This is a genomic window from Arthrobacter sp. lap29, assembly GCF_032458965.1.
Lineage (GTDB): Bacteria > Actinomycetota > Actinomycetes > Actinomycetales > Micrococcaceae > Specibacter > Specibacter psychrochitiniphilus.
On the sequence record NZ_JAUCEK010000004.1, the window covers coordinates 272,249 to 297,593 of the forward strand.

General features: G+C 60.6%; 17 protein-coding genes. 5 read left to right on the plus strand and 12 right to left on the minus strand.

All coding sequences use genetic code 11. The annotated features are described in order from the left end of the window. Positions 1-1,056: an alpha/beta hydrolase gene (locus tag RY113_RS08890; RefSeq protein ID WP_315914272.1), complete on the plus strand. Its 1,056-nt coding sequence runs from the start codon at positions 1-3 to the stop codon at positions 1,054-1,056. 49 nt (positions 1,057-1,105) lie between these two features. Here the strand turns inward: RY113_RS08890 and RY113_RS08895 are convergent, their stop codons facing one another. From RY113_RS08895 to RY113_RS08920, 6 genes are all read right to left on the minus strand, one after another. Continuing rightward, positions 1,106-1,774 (minus strand): FMN reductase, encoded by a 669-nt coding sequence (locus RY113_RS08895; protein ID WP_315914273.1) that lies wholly within the window; start codon positions 1,772-1,774, stop codon positions 1,106-1,108. 120 nt (positions 1,775-1,894) lie between these two features. Further along, positions 1,895-3,403 carry a family 20 glycosylhydrolase gene (locus RY113_RS08900; protein ID WP_315914274.1) on the minus strand — a complete coding sequence of 503 codons (1,509 nt, stop codon included), beginning with the start codon at positions 3,401-3,403 and terminating at the stop codon, positions 1,895-1,897. A gap of 137 nt (positions 3,404-3,540) precedes the next feature. Beyond that, on the minus strand, positions 3,541-4,380 hold the full coding sequence (locus tag RY113_RS08905) for an ATP-binding cassette domain-containing protein (protein ID WP_110104771.1): 840 nt from the start codon (positions 4,378-4,380) through the stop codon (positions 3,541-3,543). Next, a complete protein-coding gene (locus RY113_RS08910; protein ID WP_315914275.1) occupies positions 4,377-6,254 on the minus strand; it encodes a dipeptide/oligopeptide/nickel ABC transporter permease/ATP-binding protein in 1,878 nt (625 codons plus the stop codon). Before RY113_RS08910 ends, RY113_RS08905 begins: the two co-directional genes overlap by 4 nt. Beyond that, positions 6,224-7,165 (minus strand): ABC transporter permease, encoded by a 942-nt coding sequence (locus tag RY113_RS08915; RefSeq protein ID WP_110104772.1) that lies wholly within the window; start codon positions 7,163-7,165, stop codon positions 6,224-6,226. Before RY113_RS08915 ends, RY113_RS08910 begins: the two co-directional genes overlap by 31 nt. Positions 7,166-7,235: 70 nt before the next feature. After that, on the minus strand, positions 7,236-8,774 hold the full coding sequence (locus RY113_RS08920) for an ABC transporter substrate-binding protein (RefSeq protein ID WP_110104773.1): 1,539 nt from the start codon (positions 8,772-8,774) through the stop codon (positions 7,236-7,238). Between the two features lie 162 nt (positions 8,775-8,936). On the opposite strand from RY113_RS08920, the gene RY113_RS08925 reads away from it, so the two are divergent. Further along, entirely contained in the window at positions 8,937-9,545 is a 609-nt protein-coding gene (locus tag RY113_RS08925) for a PadR family transcriptional regulator (RefSeq protein WP_315914276.1), read from the plus strand. A gap of 10 nt (positions 9,546-9,555) precedes the next feature. Then, entirely contained in the window at positions 9,556-11,157 is a 1,602-nt protein-coding gene (locus RY113_RS08930) for a sulfatase (RefSeq protein ID WP_110104775.1), read from the plus strand. A gap of 80 nt (positions 11,158-11,237) precedes the next feature. Here the strand turns inward: RY113_RS08930 and RY113_RS08935 are convergent, their stop codons facing one another. Further along, positions 11,238-12,020 carry a peptidylprolyl isomerase gene (locus RY113_RS08935; RefSeq protein WP_315914277.1) on the minus strand — a complete coding sequence of 261 codons (783 nt, stop codon included), beginning with the start codon at positions 12,018-12,020 and terminating at the stop codon, positions 11,238-11,240. Beyond that, positions 12,020-15,811, minus strand: a complete 3,792-nt coding sequence (locus RY113_RS08940; RefSeq protein WP_315914379.1) for a right-handed parallel beta-helix repeat-containing protein — start codon at positions 15,809-15,811, stop codon at positions 12,020-12,022. Before RY113_RS08940 ends, RY113_RS08935 begins: the two co-directional genes overlap by 1 nt. A 303-nt stretch (positions 15,812-16,114) precedes the next feature. Between RY113_RS08940 and RY113_RS08945 the strand changes: the two genes are divergently transcribed. Further along, a complete protein-coding gene (locus RY113_RS08945) occupies positions 16,115-19,075 on the plus strand; it encodes a glycoside hydrolase family 2 TIM barrel-domain containing protein (RefSeq protein WP_315914278.1) in 2,961 nt (986 codons plus the stop codon). An 82-nt stretch (positions 19,076-19,157) separates the two neighbouring features. Here RY113_RS08945 and RY113_RS08950 read toward each other — a convergent pair whose 3' ends face one another. The 4 genes from RY113_RS08950 to RY113_RS08965 all read right to left on the minus strand — a co-directional run bounded on the left by RY113_RS08950 (position 19,158) and on the right by RY113_RS08965 (position 23,974). Then, complete coding sequence (locus RY113_RS08950) at positions 19,158-20,696, minus strand: amino acid permease (RefSeq protein WP_315914279.1); 1,539 nt, start codon at positions 20,694-20,696, stop codon at positions 19,158-19,160. Between the two features lie 72 nt (positions 20,697-20,768). Beyond that, complete coding sequence (locus RY113_RS08955) at positions 20,769-22,190, minus strand: aspartate ammonia-lyase (RefSeq protein ID WP_315914280.1); 1,422 nt, start codon at positions 22,188-22,190, stop codon at positions 20,769-20,771. 108 nt (positions 22,191-22,298) lie between these two features. Beyond that, positions 22,299-23,270 carry an asparaginase gene (locus tag RY113_RS08960; RefSeq protein ID WP_315914281.1) on the minus strand — a complete coding sequence of 324 codons (972 nt, stop codon included), beginning with the start codon at positions 23,268-23,270 and terminating at the stop codon, positions 22,299-22,301. A 2-nt stretch (positions 23,271-23,272) separates the two neighbouring features. Then, positions 23,273-23,974: a FadR/GntR family transcriptional regulator gene (locus tag RY113_RS08965; RefSeq protein WP_315914282.1), complete on the minus strand. Its 702-nt coding sequence runs from the start codon at positions 23,972-23,974 to the stop codon at positions 23,273-23,275. A 148-nt stretch (positions 23,975-24,122) separates the two neighbouring features. Here RY113_RS08965 and RY113_RS08970 point away from each other — a divergent pair, with 148 nt between their 5' ends. Next, complete coding sequence (locus tag RY113_RS08970; protein WP_315914283.1) at positions 24,123-25,334, plus strand: FAD-dependent oxidoreductase; 1,212 nt, start codon at positions 24,123-24,125, stop codon at positions 25,332-25,334. The last annotated feature ends 11 nt before the right edge of the window (positions 25,335-25,345 follow it).

Consider the following 25,345-nt stretch of genomic DNA (forward strand, 5'->3'; position numbering starts at 1 on the left):
ATGACAGCAAGCACAGCCCCTAACAACGAACAGCAACGGGACCACGAGCCGGAACGGCCCGAGCGTCCTGCTAAGCCTGCGCACCAGATACCCGATGTACCGCGACGGCTGTTCTTTCTCAGCATGGGCGCAGGCGCCCTCACCACGGCTTTTCAAGCCAACATTGCCTTGGATGCCCGGTTCACTGAGCGCAGCCAGTACCGCATCACCACCCCGGACAATGACGAGAACAAGGTAGCAGCCGCCCGTTTCCCAGGAAAGACCTGGTACTTGCTCGGTGGATTCCGGGTCAGCTACCGCGATGCCGGGCGCAAACTTCAAGCGCTGCAACCGGCCATGAACCAGCGAGCCTCAGCATCCTTTATTGGCTATTCCAACGAGGGCATTGACATAGCCTCGCTCTTCATCGCCATCCAGCGCGATGTTTTTGCACGCAAAATAGACACCGTGTATTTCTACGGAGACAGCTTTGGCGGGATGGCCGCCGTGGTGCTGGCCTCTTTGTTGACCCAGATTGGGGTCAAGGTGCGGGTTATTGTGATGGGCTCCAGCCCCAGTGATGTGGCCGATACCTTGGATCCCGGCAAGGAATACATCTCGATTGCCGGCAAAGTGGTGCCGTATCTGGGCCTGGTAGGGCGCTTGGCCGCGGGGCTTTGGGGCGGGCTCGCTAATCCCAACGGTCAGGGCATGTATGAAGCAGCACGCAGCGGTGTGGCCCGATCCTTTGACCCAAACAACAATTCGCTCATTCTCAGCACCACCCAGGCCACGTTTCTGCAGGCCTTTCCCCGCCAGTACGACGGCGATGTACCCACCAGTACGGGGATCGGGCTGATTTACGATCCTGAGGATTTCATTGTCAACGCCGCCCAAGCAATCCGCGGCTGGGAATCACTGCTGCCGAGCAACCCGCACTTTGTCTATAACGTCCCGCACACGGGCCATGCCAGCCCTGAAATCCATCCCGAGATTTACCGCACTGCACTCATGGTGGTCCTTGACACGCTGGATCCGCCACCACTGACGGTAAAACCCGAGCAACCCATTTTCTAGCTGTGAGCGGGCCCGCAAGTTAGCACTTAGCTGCCTTGCACATCAGCACTTAGCGGCGTTGTGTCTGGGCAAGCAGTTCCTCAAACGGCAGGGATGAAGCCTCGCTCATCTGCCGCTGCGCCCTTTTGGCCTTGTGATCGGGATTCCCGGCACGGTGCTCCTCACCGAGCAGGACGGCAACCAGCTCGGCAGCCCCCCGCCCGATTCGCTGCTCGAGTGGGTCAGTGCCGGATCCGCCCCAGTCCTCTGGGGAGGCATAAATGGCGGTGGGCATGGTGTTGGCACGCAAGTAACTAAACAGCGGACGAATAGCCATGTCAAGAACCAGGGAGTGGCGGGAGGATCCACCAGTTGCACCGAAGAGAACAGGCATGCCTTCAAGAAGTTTCGGATCCAGAATGTCAAAAAAGGACTTGAACAGCCCCGAGTATGAGGCACTGAACGTGGGCGTTACAGCGATCATGGCATCGGCCGCTTCCACACGCGCAATGACCTCTGCCAAAGTAGGCCCGGCGTAACCGGTGACCATGTTGTTGGCAATGTCAGTGGCGTAGTCGCGAAGGTCAATAACATCAATGACCGGCTCGGCTCCTGCAGCAGAAACGCGCGAACGCACCTCGGCAGCTAGTTGATCTGCAAGCATCCGTGTACTTGACGGAACGCCCAGACCGGCTGAAATAACAACTACGGTACGCTGCACATCTACTCCTTGTTTCATGCGTTTGCATCTACCGGAGTCAACGGCTGTGCTGCCCGGGTTATTCCCGTCCAGCACAGCCAGATTCGCCGGCGCACGGCGCTACGCCAGCGCTACTCTCCGCAACAACTCAGGAGCTACTTACTTCAGGAATTCGCGCCCGGGCCAGCGGGACACCGCAGAAGAGCGCGTCATGAACGTGTCATAGTCCATTCCGGGCACCACACCGCGCCACATCTTCTGGGCCAGCAACCCGAAGGCAGGCTCCATCATGGCGTGCATGACGTGCTCGTCATAGTCCTTGAGAACAAGATCATTCCACAGTGCGCTGGCTGCCCCGAGCAACTGGGGGTGCTGCGGGTAGAGGTTCTTGCCTTCACCAAAAACGTGCGGCTCCCACGTATCGAAGAGCAGCTGCCCGTCCAGCGCACCACCGTGGTAGTAATCGGCAAACGGAACAATGTACAACAGATCATCATTGGTGTTGATGATGTTGTAGCCGTCAGCCACGGCGGCTTGGCCGCTGTACCAGTCATTGTTCCAGGAACAGATTGTCACGTCGCGGCTATACCCGCTCTCGGGGTGGCCGGCGCCGTTGGCCATGGTGCTCAGGCTCCCCCAGGCCATGGGTGCCTTGCCCAAGGACCGGAGGTGGGCGCTGATGCCATTGAAGAACTGGCGGTACTCGGGTTCGTGGTCCTTGGCGTATTCATCGGCGCCAAAGTGCACCACGGGGCTTCTAAACCACGGCACAAATTCACTGAACAATTCCTTGACCAGCTCTGTGGCTTCCGGGCGGGACAAATCCAGCATGTCCGAATCCCCACCGTTGAGCCCCAACTCCGGCTTCCACTTGATGAGCGAGCGGGCGTGGGCGGGGACATCGATCTCGGGGATCAGGTTCACGTGGTGAGCTGCCGCAAGGTCCTCCAGTGCATCCCACTGCGCCCGGGTGTAGCTGCCATCCGTGGCCGCCAGCCCGGCAAACTGCGGGTTCTCGGACTCGAGCCGGAACGCCGCCTGGGCCACATCCCAGCTGCGCTTGGTGTCCTTGGCAATCTCATTATCGTTGAGGTGCACCATGAACGTGTTGAGCTTGAACCAGCCCATGTACCGCACCATGTCCGAAAGGAACGCTGTCTGCGAGAACCGCCGCCCAACATCCAGCATGAATCCGCGTACCGGGTAGTTGGGCCAGTCCACGGCCGTGCCGCACGGCAGTTCGCGGGAGGCAAGCAGCATCTGCAGCAGTGAGCGGGTGCCCCAAAAGATGCCTGTCAGCGTCCGTGCTTCAAGCACGACGCCGTTGCCCACCCTGAGCACATAACCTTCCTGATCCGCTGTGGCGTGGTCTGTGCCAAAGTCAACCGCCGGATTCAAGGACAGAACAATGTTCACCCCGGCGCCCAGTTCACCGAGCGCCGCCGGCCCGGCCTGCCCGGCAATGTTCTGCCCTGAAACGGTGGCGCTAATGCCAGCCACTTCAGCAATCTCCTCCACCAGCTGATGTGCCAGCTCAGCCAGGGAATCATGGTTCCAGTGCACCTGGCAGCCATCGGCCACAGCCACGGTGCCATCACCGGCACTCCAGCGCTGAAGGGCGGGGACCACCACGGGCCCGTGTGTGCTCGGGGCTGCTGTCTCATTCATGGGTGCATCCGTTTCCGTCTGGGGGTTAACAACTGTGGATTAGACTCTGTGGGCTAAATTCCGTGGCTTAAATAAGGTGCGCCGGCCCCAATTTAAGGGACCGGCGGTGGCAGAAGGAGTTCCTCTGCCGGCAGTGCTTAGGCGGTGCTGGCCGTTGCCGCCATTGCCAGCCGCTCCTGCCGGCGCTGGCGCTGGCGGACGGGATCGGCAATGGGAGATGCCATCAGCAGGCGCCGGGTGTAATCGTTCTTCGGGTTTTCCGTCACCTCGGCGGCGTCCCCCATTTCCATGACTTCTCCACGGTAGAGCACACAAACCCTGTGGCTCAAGTGCCGAACCACGGCCAGATCATGCGAGATGAACAGGTAGGCCACGCCGGTCTGTTCCTGGATTTCCAAAAACAAGTCAAGGACCCGTGCCTGGGTGCTCAGATCCAACGCAGAGACAGGTTCGTCGCAGACAATCAGCTTAGGTTCCATGGCCAGGGCCCGGGCAATGGCCACGCGTTGGCGCTGGCCGCCGGAAAATTCCCGTGGCAGGCGCGTCCCTGCATCTGCGGGCAGATGCACCCGTTCCAGCAGTCCGGCAACTTTGGCCCGGGCTTCTGCTTTTCCTTTGCCCTGGACAATGAGCGGCTCGGAGAGGATGTCCGCAATGGTCATGGCCGGGTTAAGAGAGGTGTATGGATCCTGAAAAACCACCTGAATATCGCGGCTGACCTGACGGCGTGCCGCCCCACTGAGGTGAGAGATGTCCTGCCCGTTGAAGGTGATACTGCCTTCGCTCACAGGCGCCAAGCCCAGGACAGCACGGCCAATGGTGGTTTTACCGGAACCCGACTCCCCCACCAGGCCCACGGTCTCGCCGGCTTTGACGTCCAGGTTGATGCCCTTCAGGACACGCACGGGGGGCTTGCGCCAGCCTTTGACGGGGTATTCGGTGACCAGGTTACTTACCTGGAGCAATGGAGCACTCACAGTGCAGCCTCCTGAAGTGGTTCATCTACGGGCCGCAGCAGCCGGGTGCGGGGCGTCTTGTCTTCCAGCCCGGCCTCAAGGAGCATGCGCGTATACGGGTGTTGCGGGTTAGCAAAGAGCACCTCAACGGTATTCTGTTCCACGATCTGGCCCAGTTTCATGACGGCAACGCGGTCACAAAGATCGGCCACCACACCAAAGTTGTGAGTCACCATGACCACTGCCATGTCTTTTTCCTTCTGCAGTTCGCGCAGCAGATCAAGAACTTCGGCTTGAACAGTCACATCCAGCGCAGTAGTGGGTTCATCGGCGATCAGAACATCCGGATCACACGCCACAGCGCCGGCAATGAGCACACGTTGTGCCATGCCGCCGGAGATCTGGTGCGGGTAGGAGTCAAAAGTACGCTGCGGATCGGCAATGCCCACCCGATCCAACATGGCCAGCGCCTTGGCCTTGGCGTCCTTGGCGGACAGGCCCAACTGCTTGCGCAATGGCTCCACCAGCTGGAAGCCAATCTTGAACGAAGGGTCCAGATTGGACATGGGCTCCTGCGGAATATAGGCCACTTTTTTGCCCAACATGGAGCGCATGGCGCCCTTGGACAATCCGGGTAGCGATTGACCGGCGATCTCAATTGTGCCGCTGGTGACCCGTCCCCCGGAAGGCAGCAGGCCCAAAATTGCCCACGCGGTCTGAGTTTTTCCGGAGCCGGATTCACCCACTAGACCAAGGATTTCACCCCGCCGCACACCCAGGGATACGCCGTTGACAACGTCCTTGATCCCATCCGCGCTAGGGTATCCAACCCGGAGCCCACGCACAGCCAGAACGCTGCCGTCCGGGACCTCATCAAAGCCGGGAACAGGGCTCTGCCCCCCAGCGAAAGCCGCGGATTCCGGCGCTGCGGGCGTGACGGCGTCGTTCTTCTGGGCGGACTGCTTGGCTGAAGAGGTACTGCGACGGCGTACCCGCGGCCGGTCTTCCAAGGCGTCCCGAAGGCTGTTGCCGAAGATGATCAGTGCGGCGTTGACAACGCCCAAGGCGATGCCGGGCCACAGCATCAGGCCGGGGGCAATGTAAAGGTTGACGAGGGCTTCGTTGAGCATGGTTCCCCAACTGGGAACAGTGACGTCTCCCAAGCCCAGGAAGTCCAGACCGGATTGCACGCCAATGACTACCACGCCGGCCAGGGCCGCGTAAATGATGATGGGTGCTCGGATAGCCACCAGAACGTGACGGCCCAGGATGCGGGTCAGCGACAGCCCGGATACCCGGGCAGCATCAACATAAAGTTCGTTGCGCACGCCGCTGACAATGGCGCGGACCAGCCGGTGGAAGCCGGGGGCCATCAGTACGCCAAACACGGTCATGCTCAGCCACACGTTGGAGCCCCAGGCGGCACGGACGGCCAGCAGGATCATGATGTTGGGAAGGGCAATGAGCAAGTTGGAGACCCAGTCAACGCTGGAATCCAGTGCGCCGCCAAAGTAGCCGGCAAACAAGCCCGTGGTCACGCCAATGGCCATGGCCACAATCAGAGCCAAGGCGGCGCCGCCTAAGGTAATACGGCCGCCGTAAACAATGCGGGAAAAGACGTCACGGCCCGCGCTATCCGTGCCAAGCCAATGCTCGGGGCTGGGGCCCAGCAGGGCCTGGCCAATATCCGAGACGGAGGGGTCAAAGCGGGTCAGCAGCGGTGCCAGGATGACGGCCAGGACTATGAAGGCCAGCACGCCCAGGGAAATTGCCGCCATGGGAGAGGAGGCAATGCGGGAGCCAAGGCCCTGCCGCTGAGCGGATGCGCTCTTGGGTGCCGCGGTTGCGGGTTCTAGGGCTTGGGTCATGACAACCGCACTTTCGGATTCAGCCACCCATTGATCAGGTCAATGAGCAGGTTGACAATGACAACAATGACAACGGAGATCACCACGGCGCCTACAACGATCGGAATGTCTCCAACACCCGTGGCGTCCACGGCGATGCTACCGAGTCCGGGAAGGGCAAAGACGCGCTCAATCATGACAGCCCCTGACATCAGGGCAATGAAGTTCAAGGACATGACCGTCAGTGTGGGGGGTGCGGCATTGCGCAGGACGTGACGGAACAGCACGCTTGCCTCGGACAGGCCACGGCTACGCAAAGTGCGCACGTAGTCCATCTCCAGTACCGCGATGGTGGCACTGCGCACTTGTTGGGACAGGCCCGCAACAGCGCCGATGGCCAGTGAGAAGACAGGAAGCGTCAGGCTTAGTAGCCAGCCACTGAGCGATTCGCCGAAGGGTGTGTACCCGGTGGCTGGTACCAGGCCCCAGTCAATGGACACCTTGACCACCAGAACAAGCGCCAGCCAGAAGCCTGGAAAGACCAGGCCCGCCACTGAAACCACTTGCAGCAGTTTGTCCAGCCAGCCCCTGTACAGTGCCGCAACTATGCCCACCACAACGGAGATGACGGTGGAGATGATGACAGTGCCCACGGCAATGGAAAGTGTCACAGGGACGCGGGTTGCCAGCAGGTAGCTGACCGATTCGGCATTGAACCAGGACTGACCCAGATCGCCTTGAACCGCACCAAGGAGCCAGTGCAGATATTGGAGAATCATGGGATCATTCAGGCCCAGTTCAGCCTGCTTGGCTGCCAGCTGTTCTACTGAGGCCTGGTCACCGAGAATATTGCGCGCCACGTGCTCGCTGTTGGCAAGCATCAAGGCAAACACAATGAAGGAGGCAGCTGCCACCAATGCAATGCCCGACCCGATGCGCCGGAAGATGTAGGAAATCAAGGGCCAATCCTTGGAAGGTTAGGGTGGCGGCGGCCGGGTATCCGGCCGCCGCCGTCTGTGGTGCGGGTTTTTACTTCGCCGGGGCGAAGTTGTAGATCGACGGAACCGGCTGGCCGTTCTGGACAGTCACGGTGACGTTCTTGGAGATGAAGTACGGCTGATCAATGCGGTACCAGGGTGCAAACCAGGCATTGTCCACCAAGTACTTGTTCAGTTCCGCCAACTTGGCGCCGGCAGCATCCTCATCACTGGCGAGAACATCTGCAATCAGCGTCTTGGTCTCCGGAGTGCTGGAGTGGAAAACGTTCCACGGCGCATTTTCAGTCACCATGGAGTTCACTGCAGACCAAGCAACTACCGGCTGGCCGAACGCTGTGAAGGCGGCAGCGTACGTGCCTGACTGCTGCTCCGGCTGGTACTGGGCCGAGGGGATGTCCACCCAGTCAACAGTGATGCCCACCTTGGCGAGCTGATCCTTGATAGCCGGTGCCAGTGCGGGGTCCATGTCAGAGGACGTGGGCATCTTCAAGGTGAATCCGTTGGCGAGGCCAGCTTCCTTGAGCAGGGCCTTGGCCTTGTCAACGTCGTAGCTGTAGGCGCCGTCCAGAGATTCAACAAACGCCGATGAGGACGGTCCGAACACCTGGCTGGTGGTTTTGCCAAAGCCTTGGGCAACATTTTTCAATATTGCGTCCTTGTCAATGGCGTAGTTGATGGCCTGGCGGACTTCAACCTTGCCGAGCTCAGGGGACAGCTTGCCGGCGCGGTCCAGCAGCGTCAAGCCCTGCCAGTCACCCGGAACCATCTTGACCGTGACGCCAGCTGACTCGGCAGCCTTAACCGTCTTGGCTGTGGCGATCATGCCGTCAGCCTGGCCGGAACGGACAGCGTTGAAGCGCGCGTTTTCATCCTTGATCGGCTTGATGACGATCTTGGCAAACTTCACCAGGTCCTTGTCCCAGTAATCCTCGTTCTTCACGAACGTGTACTGCGAACCGGGGGTGGTTGCGGAGCGATCCAGCTCATAGGGGCCCGAGCCAACCGGCTGGGTGTCCACTGTGGCGGCATCGAAGTTGGCCGGTGACTGGATGTAGCCGCTGGGCCCGCCCAGCGCGTACGGCAGTGCCGGGTCAGGGGTGGAGAGGTTCAGCTTCACTGTCGCAGGATCCAGGACATCAACGCTCTCCACGGCACCCAGGGCGCCAGCCAACGGTCCACCAGCTGCCTTAAACCGGTCAAGGTTACCCTTGACGGCCTCTGCGGTGACGTCACCGCCATCGGTGAACTTCACTCCTTCGCGCAGAGTCAACGTGAGAGCCTTGCCGTCTTTGGCAATGTCCCACTTGGTGGCCAGCATGGGCTGGAGGTCACCGTTGGAATCGCGGCGAATGAGCGTGTCAAAAACCGGTTGGAAGTACTGTACAAACTGGGCTTCACGCGACATTGCGGGATCCAGTGACTGCGGCTCCACACCGGAGGCCAGGGTCAGAACGGCATCTTCTGACGGGTTTGCCGCCGGTTTATCATTGGCGCCGCCGCAACCGGATAGAAAAATTGCGGCCGTAGCTGCCAGGGCTAAGACCCGGTAGGCCCGCTTAGGTGCCTTCATGGAAACTCCTTTGTTTTACATCTGCATGGGTGACGCTGGAGGCACTAACATCCGAACTAGGTACATTCTCATGTACAAAGTTGAACGTATTGCCTGACTCTTTGCGAGCCGTTCATTAGACAGCTATGATTCTAAGCACATAGTAGGAGGAGAGGCAACACGGTGCTTAACAAGCTTGAGTGCATTATTTTGGGCCATTTGGTGCGAACACCCATGGCAGGCTATGACCTGCACAAGTGGCTCAATCAAGAAGGTCCCTTCTTCGGCTACACCCCCCAGCCGTCCCAGATCTACCGGCAACTGACTAAATGCCTTGACAAGGGCTGGGTGAATCTGGTGATCGATCACCGCAACACGGGGCCCGACGCGAAGGTGTACCGGCTGACCGATGCCGGTGTTGCAACGTTTAAAGAGTGGGCTTTGTCCCCCCATGTGCCCACGGTGCGTCCGCTCGACTCCGATTTCCAGATGCGGTTTTTACTCACCGGCATTTTGGGCCCGGAAGTAGCGCTGAAGATCTTGAGCACTGAGCTGGACTACCGCCGCGATCAACAGCGGGTGAAGGCCTATAGCGATGATTTGGACCCTGAGGATGCCGCCATTGAGGTAGACGCCACCTGGCACAAGGAACTGGTACGGCTGGGCCGCGAACGCTCCTACCTATTGGGCACCACCTACCTGACCTGGCTGGAGCTGACCCACGCCCGGCTGACTGAACAAATTGCTGACTACGCTGCCACTGCCGGCGGCCCCGTCACGGGCCACGTCTAAAGAGGAACCCATGAAGATTATCTATGTCGACGTCGACACTCTCCGACCCGACCACACCGGGCCCTACGGCTACCAGCGTCCCATCACCCCGAATTTGGATGTCTTTGCCAAGGACGCGGCCCGTTTTGACCGCTACTATGCCTCAGACTCCCCCTGCATGCCGTCACGGACGGCCCTGACAAGCGGCCAGTTCGGCATCACCAACGGCGTGATCGGCCACCACGGTGAGGCGGCACGTTTCCGGGCAGACTCCGGACACGGCCTGGTTGAAGGGCGCCCGCTCCTGGGCCAGCACCTGGGCGCACACGGCTACCTGACGGCAGCAGTCTCCTCCTTCGCCGAACGGCACCGGGCCTGGTACTTTTTGGGCAACTTCCGGGAAAGCATCCGCGCCACCCCGGATGTTGGCGACGAGCCGGCGGACATTGTCACGGACACTGCCCTGGAATGGATTGCACGGAACAAGGACACCGATGACTGGTACCTGCACCTGACGTATTGGGATCCGCACATGGATTACCTCCAAGAGCAGGAATGGACGGACAAAGCAGCCGCTTCCGGCCCTGCTCCGGCGTGGCCAGATCAAGAAGCCATTGACGGGCATGGCGAAATTTACGGCCCGCGCTCTGCCCTTGATTTCATGTACTCAGACGGTTTATTTGAACGGCGAGTGCCCTATAACTTCCCCCAAGAAATCCGCACCCGTGCGGACTACGAAAAACTCATCAACGGCTACGACGGCGCCATTCACTTCTGGGACAGCCAGTTCGGCCGCCTATTGGAGGGCCTGGTGGCTCTAGGTCTGGATGAAGAAGTAGCAATAGTAGTCAGCGCCGATCATGGCGAGGCCTTCGGGGAACAAGGCTCCTATGCGGAGCACGGCCTAGCCAGCGAACCCACCCACCACCTCCCCATGCTGGTGAAATGGCCCGGATTGACCGAAGAAGCTGGTAGCCGAGCCGGCTGCGATGCCTTGCTCTACAACATTGATTACGCTCCCACCATCTGCGATCTGCTGGGCCTGCCCATCCCGGAAAAGTGGCAGGGCGAGTCCTTCGCTGACGCTGTGCGCGGAGAATCCATTGATTCACGCGACTACCTGGTGCTGGGGCACGGCGCCCATACCTACCAACGCGCCGTACGCACCCGGGATCACCTGTACATCCGCACCTACCATCCTGGGGCTTTCCGCGCCGAATGGGAATCACTGTTCAACGTCACGGAAGATCCCTACCTGGTCAAAAACCTGCTCACGGAGGAGCCGGATCTAGTAGATCAGATGCGTTCCAAACTGGCCGTCTGGTGGAACACTTATGCTGGCATGCCCGGATCCCTGCCGGACCCCATGCAGACCACCTTGCAAAATGGTCCCGCACTTTACAATGACCCGGTGTTGTACATGGAACATCTGCGCCGCACCGGACGGGAGCACTTGGCTGATGACCTGTACGCCCGGCTCAATCCGGGCACGGGTGCCGTCAACGTTTCCTGGCAGGCCCCCGTGGACCCGGACAACTCTGGGCGCATCAACGGCCCCGTTGTGAAGAAGATCTTGCCGGACACCGGCGCGCACTTGTTCGGGGCAAGTCTGGAACCGGCCGTGTCCCACTAGAACTCACGGTCCTCTCAAGAAAAGCAGATGTAAAGAGGGCGGCAACCACTGTTCCGTGGTTGCCGCCCTCTTTGTGCCTGCTAGGAGGCTGCGCTGATTCTGCGCTGCAATTCGCTGCCGAAGCGCTGGTCTGCCAGCTGACTAGCCGCGGCCTGGACCACGGCATCTAATGGTTGTACCCCGTTGTCCTTCCGCGAGAGACATTCAAGCTGGGCAAAACTGCCATCAGGGCGTTGAACCGTTGCAAGTTCACCTTGCCCCAGATCAAGCGCGGCGGAGATCAGAGCGTCGTCCCCTTCTTGGAGCATGCGCACGTTCGTCTCATCAATCACCACCTCACGGGTTGACAGCGCCCGGCCGCCCTGCCAATCAGTGACCTTGAGCGTGATGAGCTCTTGCCGCTTGAACGCCTCCGGGTGCTGTTCGTAGTATTCACGCACCTCATCCATGCTCAAGGCCTCGCGAATCTCAGGCTTGAGCAATTGCACACGCCGCTCCACTTGTTCCAGATAGAAGTCCCACAGCGTCATGGTCCGGGCACCGTAGACACCGGTTCCCGTCGCCTTGCCGGCAGCTTGAGAGGACACCGCATCCGTATAGTCCTGCTCCAGCTCGCTGTAGGAGGGCACGCCAGCAAGACCACTCTCAACAGCCCATTCAAAGACCGCAAGATCGTAGGCCTTCCGTTGCGCAAGCTCGCCGTCGTGAATTCCCTCAGCGTGCACATAGACCGCATCGATGACCGCACCAGCCCCTGGGGGCGGGGCGGTGCACCCGGTCAGCCAAGCCATCAAGATAATTCCGATGACAACACTGACCGAGCGCACCTCCCACCCCAAAGTAGTTGTCTTGCGGCTGCGCACTAGGCCCGTGTCCGGATCCGGCGCAGTGCAACACCTAGAACGAGCATCATGAGTGCTACCGCTATGGCGGCGCCCCCAAAGAAGCCGCTCACACCGGTGGAGGCCAACGGCCCGCTAGCGGAAGAACCAGCGGGTGCCTGCTGCGTAGCCGTTGCCGACTCCTCAGGAGTGGGGGTCTCCCCAGGAGCGGGCGCCTCTCCCGGAGCGGGCGTCTCTTCCGGTGCGGGCGTTACATCCGGTGCGGGCGTCTCTTCCGGCTCCGGTTCAACGGCGGGCTCATCAACCACGAATTGGATGGCACCAACGGTGATTCCCTCGGTGTTCTGTGCATCCCGCGCTGGCAGCGTGCCTGGCAGCGTGGTGCCGAGGAAGTCGGTACCGTAGCGGACTCCGTCAATAGCAGGCATGTTGGGGCCTGCCACGAAATCGATGCTCTTACCCTGCAGTGCCAAGGCGTGGATTTGGGTGGGGCTCATGGCCCTGCGGTCAGTCACCGTTCCGCCATAATGCGCCACCACCTCGTCGATGCTCAGCCCTGAATTTCTTAGTGCCGAAGATTCCTGGGGCATGTAGCCGGCAAAGTGCCCGCCCACGTTGGTGCCCGTCAGCGGCAGGCTAGCCCCGTCTTCAGGTGCGGTGCCAACGCCAGGCAGGCCGAGCTCGCCGGTGATGGCGTGCTCTTCCGCAGCAGGAGGTGTAATTCCGCCGGCGTAGGCGTTGTTGAGCAGCATCGCCTTGGTCTTCATGGTTTCGGCTTCCCCCACGTAGAAGGTTTGCCCCTCCGGGTAGTGGAAAACATTGTTGAAGATGAACACCTCGCGGTTGCCCGTTCCTGCACCTGAGTTGGCAAGGTCGAGCACGCCGCCACGCGGCCCCCGAAGGGTGGAATCGGAGTAGATGGTGTTGTTGTAGATCATGGTTCCGGCGGCGGTCCCTCGGGCGAACTCGAAGGTTTTATCGGCGTCGTTCTGGCTGATGTTGTACCGGATGGTGGGAGCCGTGTGCGGGAAGCCGTTCATGATGAGCATGAAGCCTCCCTCGTTGTTGTGCGAGTAGTTGTATTGCATGACCGAGTACGAGGACACGTGGTCGGTGTCCAGGCCTTGACCATCCTGTACGCCGTGGGTGTTGGAGACCTCGTTGTACTGGATCACAGTGTTGGTGGCCTGGAAGGGCCAGATCCCGGCGTTGTATCCGGTGTTTTGGTAGCGGGAGTGCCGCACCAGGTTGTGTTCTATCAGTGCCCCGTCGGTGTCGCGGACGGTGATGGCGTCACCGCCCATGTAGCGGAACTGGTTGTCACGGACCACAACATTCGTTGACGGGTACCAGTTCAGCGGTGTCCCGGGCGAGTTCGCCAGCGACTGGTTGGACCAGGCGGAGCTCACGAGCTTGATGCCCGAACGGTCCACCCTTTCGAGTTTGTTGCCGGCGATCAGCACGTCATCAAACTTTGTTGGCACACCGAGCAGTTCGCCGTTGTCCACCGTGGCGCCGACGTCGAAGAAGATGCCACCGTTCCACTTGGCGTTGAGGTTACCGTTGATGTCGTGGATGTACAGGTCGGTGAGGGAAATGCCGTTCACAATGCCGAAGTCGCGGGCGGAGACGTTGACGCCGCGCAGATTCTTCACTGTGTTGGTGCTCGTGTTCAGGCCGAAACTGGTGTTGTAGCGTGCATCCAGGTTGGTGATTTCCAGGCCGGAAATCTCCACGTATTCCTGGTTGTGCAGCGTCACCACATTCTCAACCGCTCCGGCACCGTTGAGAACGGGCCGTTCGCCGTCGCCGTAAGCCCCAACACGGATGGGCTGTGCGGCCGTTCCCGAGCCGGTGAAGGACAGAGCCGCACCGGCGCTCTCGAAGCTGCTGCCGCGCTTGAGCAGGATCGCATCGCCCGGGTTCAGTGCTCGGTTGGCCTTGGCCAGGGTGCGCCAGGACTGTGCGTCCGAGTTGCCCGTGCGGGCGTCGTCGCCAGCCACGGAATCAATGTAGTACGTGGTGGCTGAGGCGGTCTGCGCCTCGAACAGGGCCACGAGCGTGATGTCGTTTGTGGTGCCGGCGGGAACGGTGAACGCCTCCCCCGTCACCGGCACACCGTTGTACGAAAGCCCGGCGAACGTGTAACCGCCCTTGGGGTAGCTCTGCCACGTGATGGTGTCCCCGGCGGATGTCGAATACTTGGAAAGCACGACGGCGCCACTTGCCTGATCGAGGTCCGGCACCCCTGCGTTACTCACCTCAACTGAGGCCTTGACGTAGACCGGGGTCGCCGCCACTTTGACGTTATCGAACGCCACAGGGGCTCCAGGGGTCATGTTGATCAGCGCGAACCCGGGGGTAACACCTGACCAGTCCGCGCTGTCCTTCGCGCCGTCGTCCTTGTTCATGTAGGACAGCAGCGGGGCGCCGCCGGCTGAGACGGAGACGGTGTCGCCGGAGACGTCGATCAGGACCGAACTGCGGGCCTGGTTGAAGTCGTACATGGTGCTGGCCAGTTCAACATTCCCACCTGCTGCGTCAAAGCGGCGCAGCATGGCCTTGGAACCGTTCAGGACCAGGGCGTAGCGGTCGGTGAAGCCGGCCATGCGGAAGGCCACCTGCATGGTGCCGGGGGTGCCGTTGGCCTTGTGCGCATCAAATTCAATACGGTAGTTGACCAGTTCGGCCAACACTGCACTGCTGAGCTGCACTGATGCCGGGCCTTTGGCAGGTGAGAGGACCAATTCGCCGTCGACAATGGCCGCATCCTCCGGCGTGGGGATGCTGTACTGCCCATGGGCGTTCAGTGCCGTGTCGAAGTAGTCCTTGAACAACACATTCGGGTCGTGGGGTTCGTCGGTAAACTTTGCAATGACCAGCACGCTGCCGGTCTTGTCATTGAAAGCAAAACGGTTGTCGGTGATGGTTAGCAAACCGTCAGTGCTGGTGTTGGTGTCCAGACGCCTGGATTCCCAGCCGTTGAACACGTAGCCGGGCTTGAGCGTGTAGGAGAGTGTCACAACGTCGCCGGGGTCTCCAGAGCTGCGGTTGGCCGAGACCGTGCCACCAGCCGTTGCCGGGTCCGTGTCCAGGACCTTGTTGGTCTCGGTGGCTAGTTCCACCGTGTATTCACCGGCCTTCTCGGCCTCTGTGGTGCTTACCTGGACGTTGTCCACACTGAAGTCTTGGTTCGGGAACTGGCTGGCGAACATGATCCGGCCCTGCACGGCGGAGGCCGTACCGGCGTCGGGAACGTCCAGCATGGCCGTGCCACCCACGAGGGCGCGCACCTGGTCACCTGCCACCTCGATGCTGATTTGGTGTGGCTCGCCGTCGGTGTTCACGGGCAGGTCAATGTTGGCCGGGGCGCCAAGGACCGTCACGGTGGGTCCCTCGGCTTTTTCGAGCCGCAGGACCTTCCTCGGCCCGTCGTAGGTGAGCTGGTAGCGCGAGGCTGCGCCTTCTGATGCGAAGAAGCCCATCTTCACGGCACTGTTGGTGTTGCCAGCGTTGATGAACAAGTCCAGATCAAGGGTGAAGTTGTTGGACAGGATTTCGGCCTTGGACAGGATCCGGTTTTCCGGACCGCCGCCCTTGATGCTCGCCATGCCGCCGGTGAAGGTGATTTCTGCGGTTGCATTGGCTTTGGCTTCTAGCCACTTCGCGCCGTCGTTGGTCTGGAAATCATCGCTAAAAAGAACGCGCGGTTCGGCCAGCAGGGTGGCCTCGGTGCCCAGCGTTGTAGCCGCTCCGGTTCCGGTCTGGGCTGTTGCTGAGACGCTGCTGAGCGGAAGGGCACTAAGACACATTGTCACTAGGGCCGATAATGCAATTGACGTGATAATTCTTGGCTTCATTCGCCATCACCACCATTGTTGAAGGGAAAAGGATTGCCCAAACCCCGCAGTGGGGCCTGAAATTTGCGCCCAATACTCAACTTTTTGTGACCATTTCACTGCAGGAGACAGAAATGGGGACAGAGTTGAGCTGGGTATCTTAGATCACATTGCCCTCTTAGCTGCCGCAGTGTCAAACCAAGGCAGACTATGACACTTTGCATATACTAGGTGCGTGCTCTTCACCCTTCTCTGACCTGCAAAGGAACCACTGCTGTGAACCCGCTACCTTCGCTCGCCAACCTTGCCGCCAGCCCGTACGAAGCGATCATGGACCTGACTAATCCTGGGCCCGGCACGGGCAGCCTTCCACCCAGAGCTCATGTAGAGGATGGGCTGCCCACGCTTTCACTCAATGGGGACTGGCGTTTCCATTACTCGGATTCGCTGGCGCAGGCACCTGAGGGCATCGAGAGCGAGGGGTTCAATGATGTCGTATGGGATTGTTTGCCTGTCCCGTCGAACTGGAATTTCCATGGTCACGGTGCTCCTGTGTACACCAACGTGCAGTTTCCGTTCCCGCTGGATCCTCCCTTTGTTCCGGATGCAAATCCAGTGGGTGACTACAGGCTTACTTTTGAGGTGGGTGCAGAGTTCCTTGCCGGTGCCCTCCTGCGTTTTGATGGGATTGATAATGCCGGAACCGTGTGGCTTAACGGGGCATTGCTGGGAACCACACGAGGGTCAAAGCTGCCTGCGGAATTTGATGTTTCCGGGCTTCTGCGCCTCGGCACCAATGTGTTGGTGGTCCGGGTGGCCCAATTCAGTGCGGCAAGCTATTTAGAGGATCAGGATGCTTGGTGGCTCCCGGGAATTTTCCGTGATGTGACCTTGCTGGCGCACCCGGCGGGCGCCGTCAGAGACGTTTTTGTGCACGCCGGTTATACCGCTGCAGGGACCGGGACGCTGCGGGTGGAGCTCGACCCACCCATGCCCGGGGCCAAGGTGGAGATTCCTGCATTGGGATTCAAAGCACCCTTGAATGGCGCAGCTCTTCAAGGCACAGCCTTGGATGTGGGGGTAGTGAAGCCGTGGAGTGCCGAGTCCCCATCCCTGTACGAACTGCGCATCAGCACTCCGGCACAAACGTTGCGTTTGAACGTGGGGTTCCGCACCATCACGGTTCAGGATGCCCAAATTAAGCTCAATGGAGTCCCGCTGCTGTTCCGCGGGGTGAACAGGCATGAGCACAATCCCGATTTGGGCCGCACCGTCCCGGCGGAGCAAGTGCTTCGCGAACTGAAGTTGATGAAGCAACACAATATCAATGCCATCCGCACCGCGCATTACGCCCCGCACCCGTTCCTGCTCCAGGCTGCGGATGAGCTGGGCTTTTACATTATCGATGAGTGTGACTATGAAACCCACGGTTTCGAAGATGGACAGTGGGCTGGCAATCCCAGCGCTGAACCGCAGTACCGTGCGGCGCTGCTGGACCGTATGCAACGGCTCGTGGAGCGGGATAAGAACCACCCCTGCGTCATCATGTGGTCCTTGGGCAATGAGTCTGGCAAGGGTGAAAACTTGGCGGCAATGGCAGAGTGGACAAAAGCCCGCGATCCCGAGCGGCTGGTCCATTACGAAGGAGACTGGGCCTGCCCGTACGTGGACGTGTATTCACGCATGTACCTCAAACCCGCAGACGTTGAGCTGATTGGGCGCCAGGAAGAAAGTCCGTTGCCGGATGCAATCCAGGATACGCATCGGCGCAATTTGCCCTTCATCCTGTGCGAATACGTTCATTCCATGGGAAACGGCCCGGGTGGTTTACAGGAATACCAGGATCTGTTCGATAAATACCCGCGTCTGCAGGGCGGATTTGTCTGGGAGTGGATTGAACACGGTATCCGCCAACACACCCCTGACGGTGAAGCGTACTTTGCCTACGGCGGGGACTTTGGCGAAAAGGTCCATGACGGCAACTTCGTCATTGACGGAATGATCTCGGCAGATCTGGACCCCCGGCCGGGACTGCTCGATTACAAGAAGGTTGTGGAGCCTCTCGCCTTGAGCGTTTCCCACGACTGGCGCACCCTCACCGTGCGCAATAAGTACGACTTCCTCGACACCTCCGCCCTAGCTTTCACCTGGCGGGTGGAGAGTGCCAGCGGCCGCATCACTCACGGGACGCTTCTGGTGCCGGTGACAGCGGCAGGCGAGCAGACCGGCGTCGTGCTTCCCCTGGAAGTTCACGCGGAACTGGCCGCTCAGCGCGTTCTGACCATCAGTGCCGTGCTCGCAACGGATCAGCCGTGGGCGCCGGCTGGCCACGAGATCGCTTGGACGCAACAGGGGAGCCCGCAGGCACCCCGGCCCGCGCTGCTCGCACACGGCGCCCCGGATATTGCGCGGCAGGGCCACGTGCTAAGTTTCGGACCCGCCACTTTCAGCCTCATGACAGGTGAGCTGAGCAGTTTCAAGGGCATCCCGCTCAACGGTCCGCGCCTGACGCTCTGGCGTTCCCCCACGGACAATGACAACGGCAAGGACCATGCTCAGCCGGGTTCACCCCGTCCCGCCACCACGTGGCAAGACGCCGGTTTACCCCTGCTAGAAGGGCGGTTGCAGTCAATGGCCCACGACGCCGGGGAATTGCATGTGCGGGTGCGCTACGGTGTGCCCGTGGCCCGCCACCATGTGGATGTTGACTACCTCTGGCGCACCGACGGCACGGCGATGGAGCTGAGCGCGAACCTGACTCCCAGCACCGGATGGGGCCGGACCTGGCCGCGGGTGGGCTTCGATTTCCAGCTTCCCGGTGAATTTTCGCAGGCCTCGTGGACAGGGTTTGGGCCAGGCCAAAAGTATCCGGACACGGGCATGGCCGCGCAGCTTGGCTGGTTCAGCGCCTCACTCGAGGAACTGCAGGTGCCCTACGTCCGGCCGCAGGAAAATGGTGCACGGGCAGGGGTCTCGCAATTGCAGCTCGCCACGGAGCGAGGCGGCGGCCAGAGCCTGACCTTCCAAGGCACGGACTTCTCCTTCACCCTGCGCCCGTGGTCCCAGGAAGTGCTCAGCGCAGCACGGCACACCCCTGACTTGGTGGCGGACGGCATCAGCTACCTCACTCTTGATGCTGCTGTGCACGGGATCGGCACCGCATCCTGCGGGCCCGGGGTACTCCCGCCCTACCAACTGGCACCGGCCCCGCTGAGCTTTAAGGTCCTGCTGTCCTAGCGGATCACTTCTTGCTCTTTGATCGCTGGTGCCCCGCCTCTTGAAATCCAAACAGCAGCTGAGCTTCCCCCACCGGCAGCCCCTAGATTGAAGAGTCCGGGTGGGTATCGCGGCGGTGCACACTGACCTGGTGCGCACTGACGGGGTGAGCCCCGGTGGATCCGTCCCGGCTGGCCGCAATCTCATTGATCCGTCCCCGGTTCAGGTACCAACCAACCATGAGCGCCGGCACAATAAGAACAATTGAGGCGATGGTCCAGGTGCCCACCGGTGAATCGAACGCCATCAAAACCAGCACGGCAAACAGGAATGCCAGTGTCAGGTAGCCGGTGTACGGCGCACCAAACATGCGGAACGAGGGACGGATCGCCTGCCCCTTTTTCGCTAATCGGTACAGCGCCAGCTGGCATAGTACGATCATGGCCCAGGAGGCAATAATGCCCAGCGCCGCCATATTCAGCACAATCTCAAACGCCTGGGCGGGTACCACCGCGTTAAGGATCACGCCTAGGAACGCCACGGCCGCCGTCAGCAAAATGCCGCCGTAGGGAACACCGCCCTTGTTCAACTTCGCTGCGAACCTGGGCGCCGAACCCCCCAGGGACATGGAGCGTAGGATCCGCCCCGTGGAGTACAGCCCAGCATTCAGCGAGGACAGCGCCGCAGTCAGCACCACCAAGTTCATGATGGAGTCCACACCCTCAACGCCGATGGAGCCAAAGAAGGTGACAAAGGGGCTCTCCCCCGCCTTGTACGCCGTGTACGGAAGCAGTAGTGAGAGCAGCACCAGGGAGCCAACATAGAACACAGCAATGCGGATAATGACGGTATTGATGGCCTTGGGCATGATCTTTTCCGGGTTTTTGGTTTCCCCGGCAGCCGTGCCAATCAGCTCAATCGAAGCGTACGCAAAGACCACACCCTGCATGACAACCACCACCGGCAGCAGCCCGTTGGGGAAGAATCCGCCGTTGTCTGCAATCAGGCTAAAGCCCACCTCCTGGCCGGCCACGGGGGTGCCGAAAATGACAAAGTACGTGCCAATGAGCAAGAAGCTCACCAGCGCCACCACCTTGATCAGCGCAAACCAGAATTCCAACTCACCAAAGACTTTCACGGATACTAGGTTTAGACCCAGCACCAGCATCAGGGCACCCAGCGCCCACACCCACTGGGGAACGGCACCAATCCAGGGCACGTATTTAGCAAAGAAATGCATATAGAGTGCGACGGCGGTGATGTCCACAATTGCTGTCATCGCCCAGTTCAGCCAGTACAGCCAGCCGGAGACGAAGGCTGCCTTCTCTCCAAAGAACTCGCGGGCGTAAGAGACAAAGGAGCCTGAGGAGGGGCGGTGAATAACCAGCTCACCCAAGGCCCGCAGGATCAAGAAGGCGAAGAATCCACAAATCGCGTAGCTGAACATCAGTGCCGGGCCAGCCCCGGCCAGGCGCCCTCCAGCCCCCATGAACAATCCGGTGCCAATGGCCCCACCAATGGCGATCATTTGTATTTGCCGGGCTTTGAGTCCCTTATGAAGCCCGGCGTCCTCCGCTGTTAATGCGGCGTTGGGCTGATCTTGTACTAGTTCAACGCTCTCAATGATGTCCTGACGGGCCATTCTGGTGATCCTTTAGTCTTTGGGTACCGCCCTGCGCCATTGCAGGGCGGCGAAGCGCACAGTGCGGGCGTCTCAGTCGCCCAGATTGGCGAGGTGTTCCGGGCGTAGAAGTTCATTGAGCTGCTCCACGCTCAGCAGTTTGTGTTCCAGGACAAGTTCGGCCACGCCGCGCCCCGTGGCCAGCGCTTCGAGCGCAATCTTGGTTGAAGTGGCATATCCCAACACCGGATTCAGTGCAGTGACCAGACCGATCGAGTGTTCCACCTGGGCGCGCAGCTTGTCCTCGTGGGCGGTGATGCCGTCAATGCACTTATCGGCCAAGGTGATGCAGGCGGCTTCCAGGTGGCGCATGCTCTTGGTCAGGCTGTGCACAATGACGGGTTCAAAGGCGTTCAATTGCAACTGCCCACCCTCGGCCGCCATGGTGATGGTGACATCATTGCCAATCACCTCATACGCCACCTGGTTCACCACTTCGGGGATTACAGGGTTGACCTTGCCGGGCATGATCGAGGACCCGGCCTGCACGGCCGGCAAGGTGATCTCGCCGAAACCCGCCCGGGGGCCGGAGGAGAGCAGGCGAAGATCGTTGCAGATCTTGGATAGTTTCACGGCCACGCGCTTGAGCACACCAGAGAGGTGCACAAAGGCGCCCACATCCTGGGTGGCCTCAATCAAGTCAATGGAGGTTGTCAGCGGCAGCCCTGAGATTTCCACCAGGTGGGTGCAGGCAAGCGCGGAATATCCCAGAGGCGCGTTGAGCCCGGTGCCAATGGCCGTGGCACCCAGGTTAATCTCGTGGACCAGTAGGGTGGATTCAGCCAGACGGGCCCGGTCCTCCCCCATGGTCACAGCATAAGTATTGAACTCCTGCCCCAACGTCATGGGCACAGCATCCTGGAGCTGGGTGCGCCCCATTTTCACCACTGTCCGGAATTCCACGGCCTTGGCGGCAAAGGAAACACACAGGTGTTCCATGGCGCTCACCAGCGATTTCGCGGCAAAAATGGTGGCAACATTGACCGCCGTCGGATAAACATCATTGGTGGACTGGCTCAGGTTCACGTGATCATTCGGGTGCAGGAACTGATAATCCCCCTTGGCGTGTCCCAGGATTTCCAGTGCCCGGTTGGCAATGACCTCATTTGCATTCATGTTTGAGGACGTCCCGGCACCTCCCTGAATGACGTCCACCACGAACTGATCGTGAAGTTCCCCGGCGATGATCTCCTGACACGCTTGAATGATTGCTCCGGCGCGTGTCTCATCAAGCAGACCCAGTTCATGGTTGGCCTGGGCAGCCGCCTGTTTGACCATGGCCAGGCCGTTGACCAGATGCGTGTTGTTGCTCAGGGGAATGCCGGTGATGGGGAAATTTTCCACGGCACGCAGGGTGTGCACGCCCCAGTAGACATCAGCAGGGATGTCTCGGTCACCAATCAAATCGTGTTCACGCCGGACGGTGGCGGCAGAAAGTAGCTCGGTGATGCTCATGATGCTCCTTGGGCGCTTCGTGGCGCCGTAGTTGGAAAGGTAGTTGACTGTTGCTTTTACGGGCAGGGCTGCTTTTACTAGCAGGGCCGGCTAAGCGGGCAGGGTTTGCTAAGCGGGCAGGGTTTGGAGTCCGAAGAGTTGCCCCACGGGCCGGCCGCCACCGTAAACGGGCAGGTGGTTGAAGGGTTTTAGCAGGGCCGGATCTACACCCAAGGCCAGGAGCGCGGGAACGGCAGCCGGCATGCGGGCGCGGTCGCCGCCGTCGGAAATTTTCAATGCCACGGCGCTGCCGTCAGCCAGGGCAATGAGCTGAATGCCTTCAAAACCGTCCTTGGCCAGCAGCCCGGGAACGGCTTGCATCAAGGTAGTGACATCCCGGCCCAGCCCGGCAACCACCATGGGATGCGCGCGCATGGCGGCGCCGACGCAGTACTCCGCAGTGCCCTCCGGCGCCGTGGTGAGCTTGCTGAAGGCGCGGGCCATGCCGGTCAGTGAGAGGCCGAACACCTCGGTGCCGCAACCGTCGGTGCTGATGGCGGTAATGGGATCGCCGGTCAGCTCGGCCACGGTGGCGCGGATCAATGCGGTGAGGGGGTGGCCGGCGTCGAGGTAGCTCGCCAGCGGCCAGCCGTTGCGAACACAGGTGGCCAGCAGCGCGGCGTGCTTGCCGGAACAATTTTGTGCCAACTGGGTGGGGCGGTGACCGGCACTCAGCCACGCCTCGCGCTCGCTGACGCCGAAGGGCAGGTCGGTGGAATTGCCCAGCGCGTCCTCGCTCAAACCGGCTGAAGCGAGGATGTCCCGTGCTATTTGCTGGTGGCCCGCTGAGCCGGAGTGGCTGGCTGCGGCCAAGGCCAGCTGCTCTTGCGTTAAACGCAGGCCCGCCCGGTGAAGTGCCACTGCGATCAGTGGTTTCAGCGCCGACCGCGGGTACATGCGATCCTCGGGATCGCCGCGTTCCAGAACGGTTTTGCCTGCGAGATCCAGTGCGATGAGCGAGCCGTAGTGGACACTCTCAACAAGTTCTCCTCGAGTCTGCACGGCAAGCGGGGTGTGGCGGGGAAATTCGGTGGTGCTCATGATTACTTCTCTCCCATGATGAGGCTAAGGGCGGTGTCGACGGCAGAGAGGTGAATCGCCATGGCGTGGCCGGCGTCTGCGCTGCTACCGCGGGTGATGGCCGCCAGAATTTCTTGGTGTTCGTGGTCTGATTGGCGTGCCCGCCCCGTGATCAAGTTAATGGTTTCGGACTGGTTGACCATGGCGTCGCGGATGTCATTGACCACCCGTTCGAACACGCCGTTTCCGCTGGCACGGGCAATGGCGCCGTGGAAGGCGGCGTCAAGGTTGACCCAGATTTGGGGGTCGTCCTCTTCGGCCATGAGCTCGAGGATGCCGCGCATTTCCTCAAGTTGTTCGGGTCTGCGGCGGGTCGCGGCAAACTCCGCGGCCGGGACTTCAATGTGGGGGCGGGCTTCCATGAGGCTGCGCGCCGAATAGTGCCCCAGGACCAGATCGCTGGAGACACGGGCGGATATGACGAAGGTGCCTTTGCCCGTGAGAGTTTCAGTCAGGCCTAGCGCCGTGCAGGAGCGCAGTGCCTCGCGGATCACGGACCTGCTGACCCCGTATTGGGCGGCGAGCGCGGTTTCGCTGCTCAGCTTGGTGCCTACGCGCAATTCACCGTCTTCAATGGCGGTACGGATGGCTTGGAAGACGGCTTCGGCGGCGCTGACACGAACTATTTGAGATTGTCCGGCTGTCCAGCTGTCTGACAGGTTCATGCTAAAGACTATGGCACGCCTCACACGAGCTGTCAATCCGCCCTCCCCCACACCCGCTCCCTCACTGAAAGCTTTCACGGCTGGCCCCGCAGGCGTAGCATCGAGCGCATCGGGGTCCCGGGAATCGGGGCCTTCAGAAAGGTGCATCGTGGTTGAAAATCAGCGGAAAACAACGTGCTGCATAGCGGGCGGCGGCCCCGCGGGCATCATGCTGGGCCTTCTGCTGGCACGTTCCGGAGTGGACGTCACGGTACTGGAAAAGCACACAGATTTTTTCCGTGACTTCCGCGGCGACACCATCCACCCCTCCACCCTGGACTTGATAGACCAGTTGGGCTTGCGGGAAAAGTTTTTGCAGATCCCACAGCACAGCATCACCACCCTGGACGTGGTGTTAGGCAACATCCGCCTGACGCCCGTCAATTTTGGCTTGTTGCGCGGAACTAACAAGCGGATAGCGCTCATGCCGCAATGGGATTTTTTGACCTTGCTAGCGGAGGAGGCCAAGTTACTGCCAAACTTTCATCTGCTCATGGGCACCACGGCAGAAGCCGTGACGCGTTCCGGAACCACGGTGACCGGTGTTCAGGCCACAGGACCAGAGGGCCCACTCCACATCACAGCCGCCTTGAGCGTAGCCGCCGATGGGCGCGATTCAACACTTCGAAAATCCGCCGGTCTGCACCCCATTGCGCGCGGCGTGCCAATAGATGTGCTCTGGTTCCGGCTTCCCACTCCCACGTCCGCACCACCTGACACTCTCGGCTACCTGCGCAACAGCACCATGATCATCACCATCCCGCGCACCGGCTACTACCAAATGGGCATGCTGATTCCCAAAGGTGGTTTCGCCGCCATCAAGGCAGAGGGACTTGCCGCGTTCAGGGCGCGGATTGGCGCCAATGCCCCCTTCTTACAACCGGTAGTGGAGTCTGTCCAGAGCTGGGAGCAGGTGAAGCTGCTCTCCATCCAGCTCGATCGGCTCCCCCAATGGTCCCAGACTGGCCTGCTCTGTATTGGCGATGCCGCCCATGCCATGAGCCCCGTGTTCGGGGTTGGCGTGAACTATGCGGTTCAGGATGCCGTAGCCGCGGCCCGCCTCCTGGCTCCACCTTTGCTTGGAGGCCAAAGTACGACGCCGGCCTGCCGCCTTCTCCAGCGCCGTCGCCAATGGCCGGTGCGCCTCATGCAACCACTCCAGCAGAGCGTCCACACTTTCTTATCCTCAGGTAACTTGGCAGCGCTGGACACCATGGAGCCTTGGCGGGCGCGAGCGATAACGCTGGGCTCAAAACTCATCCGCCCGGTGGCCGCCCGCGTGGTGGGCAGAGGGTTCCTGCCCGAGTCCCTGAATAAATAGACTCCCACCGA

Excerpts from the sequence above, each read along its gene's own strand:
- RY113_RS08950 (WP_315914279.1), bottom strand. The coding sequence starts at position 20,696 with ATGGCCCGTCAGGACATCATTGAGAGCGTTGAACTAGTACAAGATCAG.
- RY113_RS08965 (WP_315914282.1), bottom strand. The coding sequence starts at position 23,974 with ATGAACCTGTCAGACAGCTGGACAGCCGGACAATCTCAAATAGTTCGT.
- RY113_RS08955 (WP_315914280.1), bottom strand. The coding sequence starts at position 22,190 with ATGAGCATCACCGAGCTACTTTCTGCCGCCACCGTCCGGCGTGAACAC.
- RY113_RS08960 (WP_315914281.1), bottom strand. The coding sequence starts at position 23,270 with ATGAGCACCACCGAATTTCCCCGCCACACCCCGCTTGCCGTGCAGACT.
- RY113_RS08900 (WP_315914274.1), bottom strand. The coding sequence starts at position 3,403 with ATGAATGAGACAGCAGCCCCGAGCACACACGGGCCCGTGGTGGTCCCC.
- RY113_RS08920 (WP_110104773.1), bottom strand. The coding sequence starts at position 8,774 with ATGAAGGCACCTAAGCGGGCCTACCGGGTCTTAGCCCTGGCAGCTACG.
- RY113_RS08930 (WP_110104775.1), top strand. The coding sequence starts at position 9,556 with ATGAAGATTATCTATGTCGACGTCGACACTCTCCGACCCGACCACACC.
- RY113_RS08940 (WP_315914379.1), bottom strand. The coding sequence starts at position 15,811 with ATGTGTCTTAGTGCCCTTCCGCTCAGCAGCGTCTCAGCAACAGCCCAG.
- RY113_RS08895 (WP_315914273.1), bottom strand. The coding sequence starts at position 1,774 with ATGAAACAAGGAGTAGATGTGCAGCGTACCGTAGTTGTTATTTCAGCC.
- RY113_RS08890 (WP_315914272.1), top strand. The coding sequence starts at position 1 with ATGACAGCAAGCACAGCCCCTAACAACGAACAGCAACGGGACCACGAG.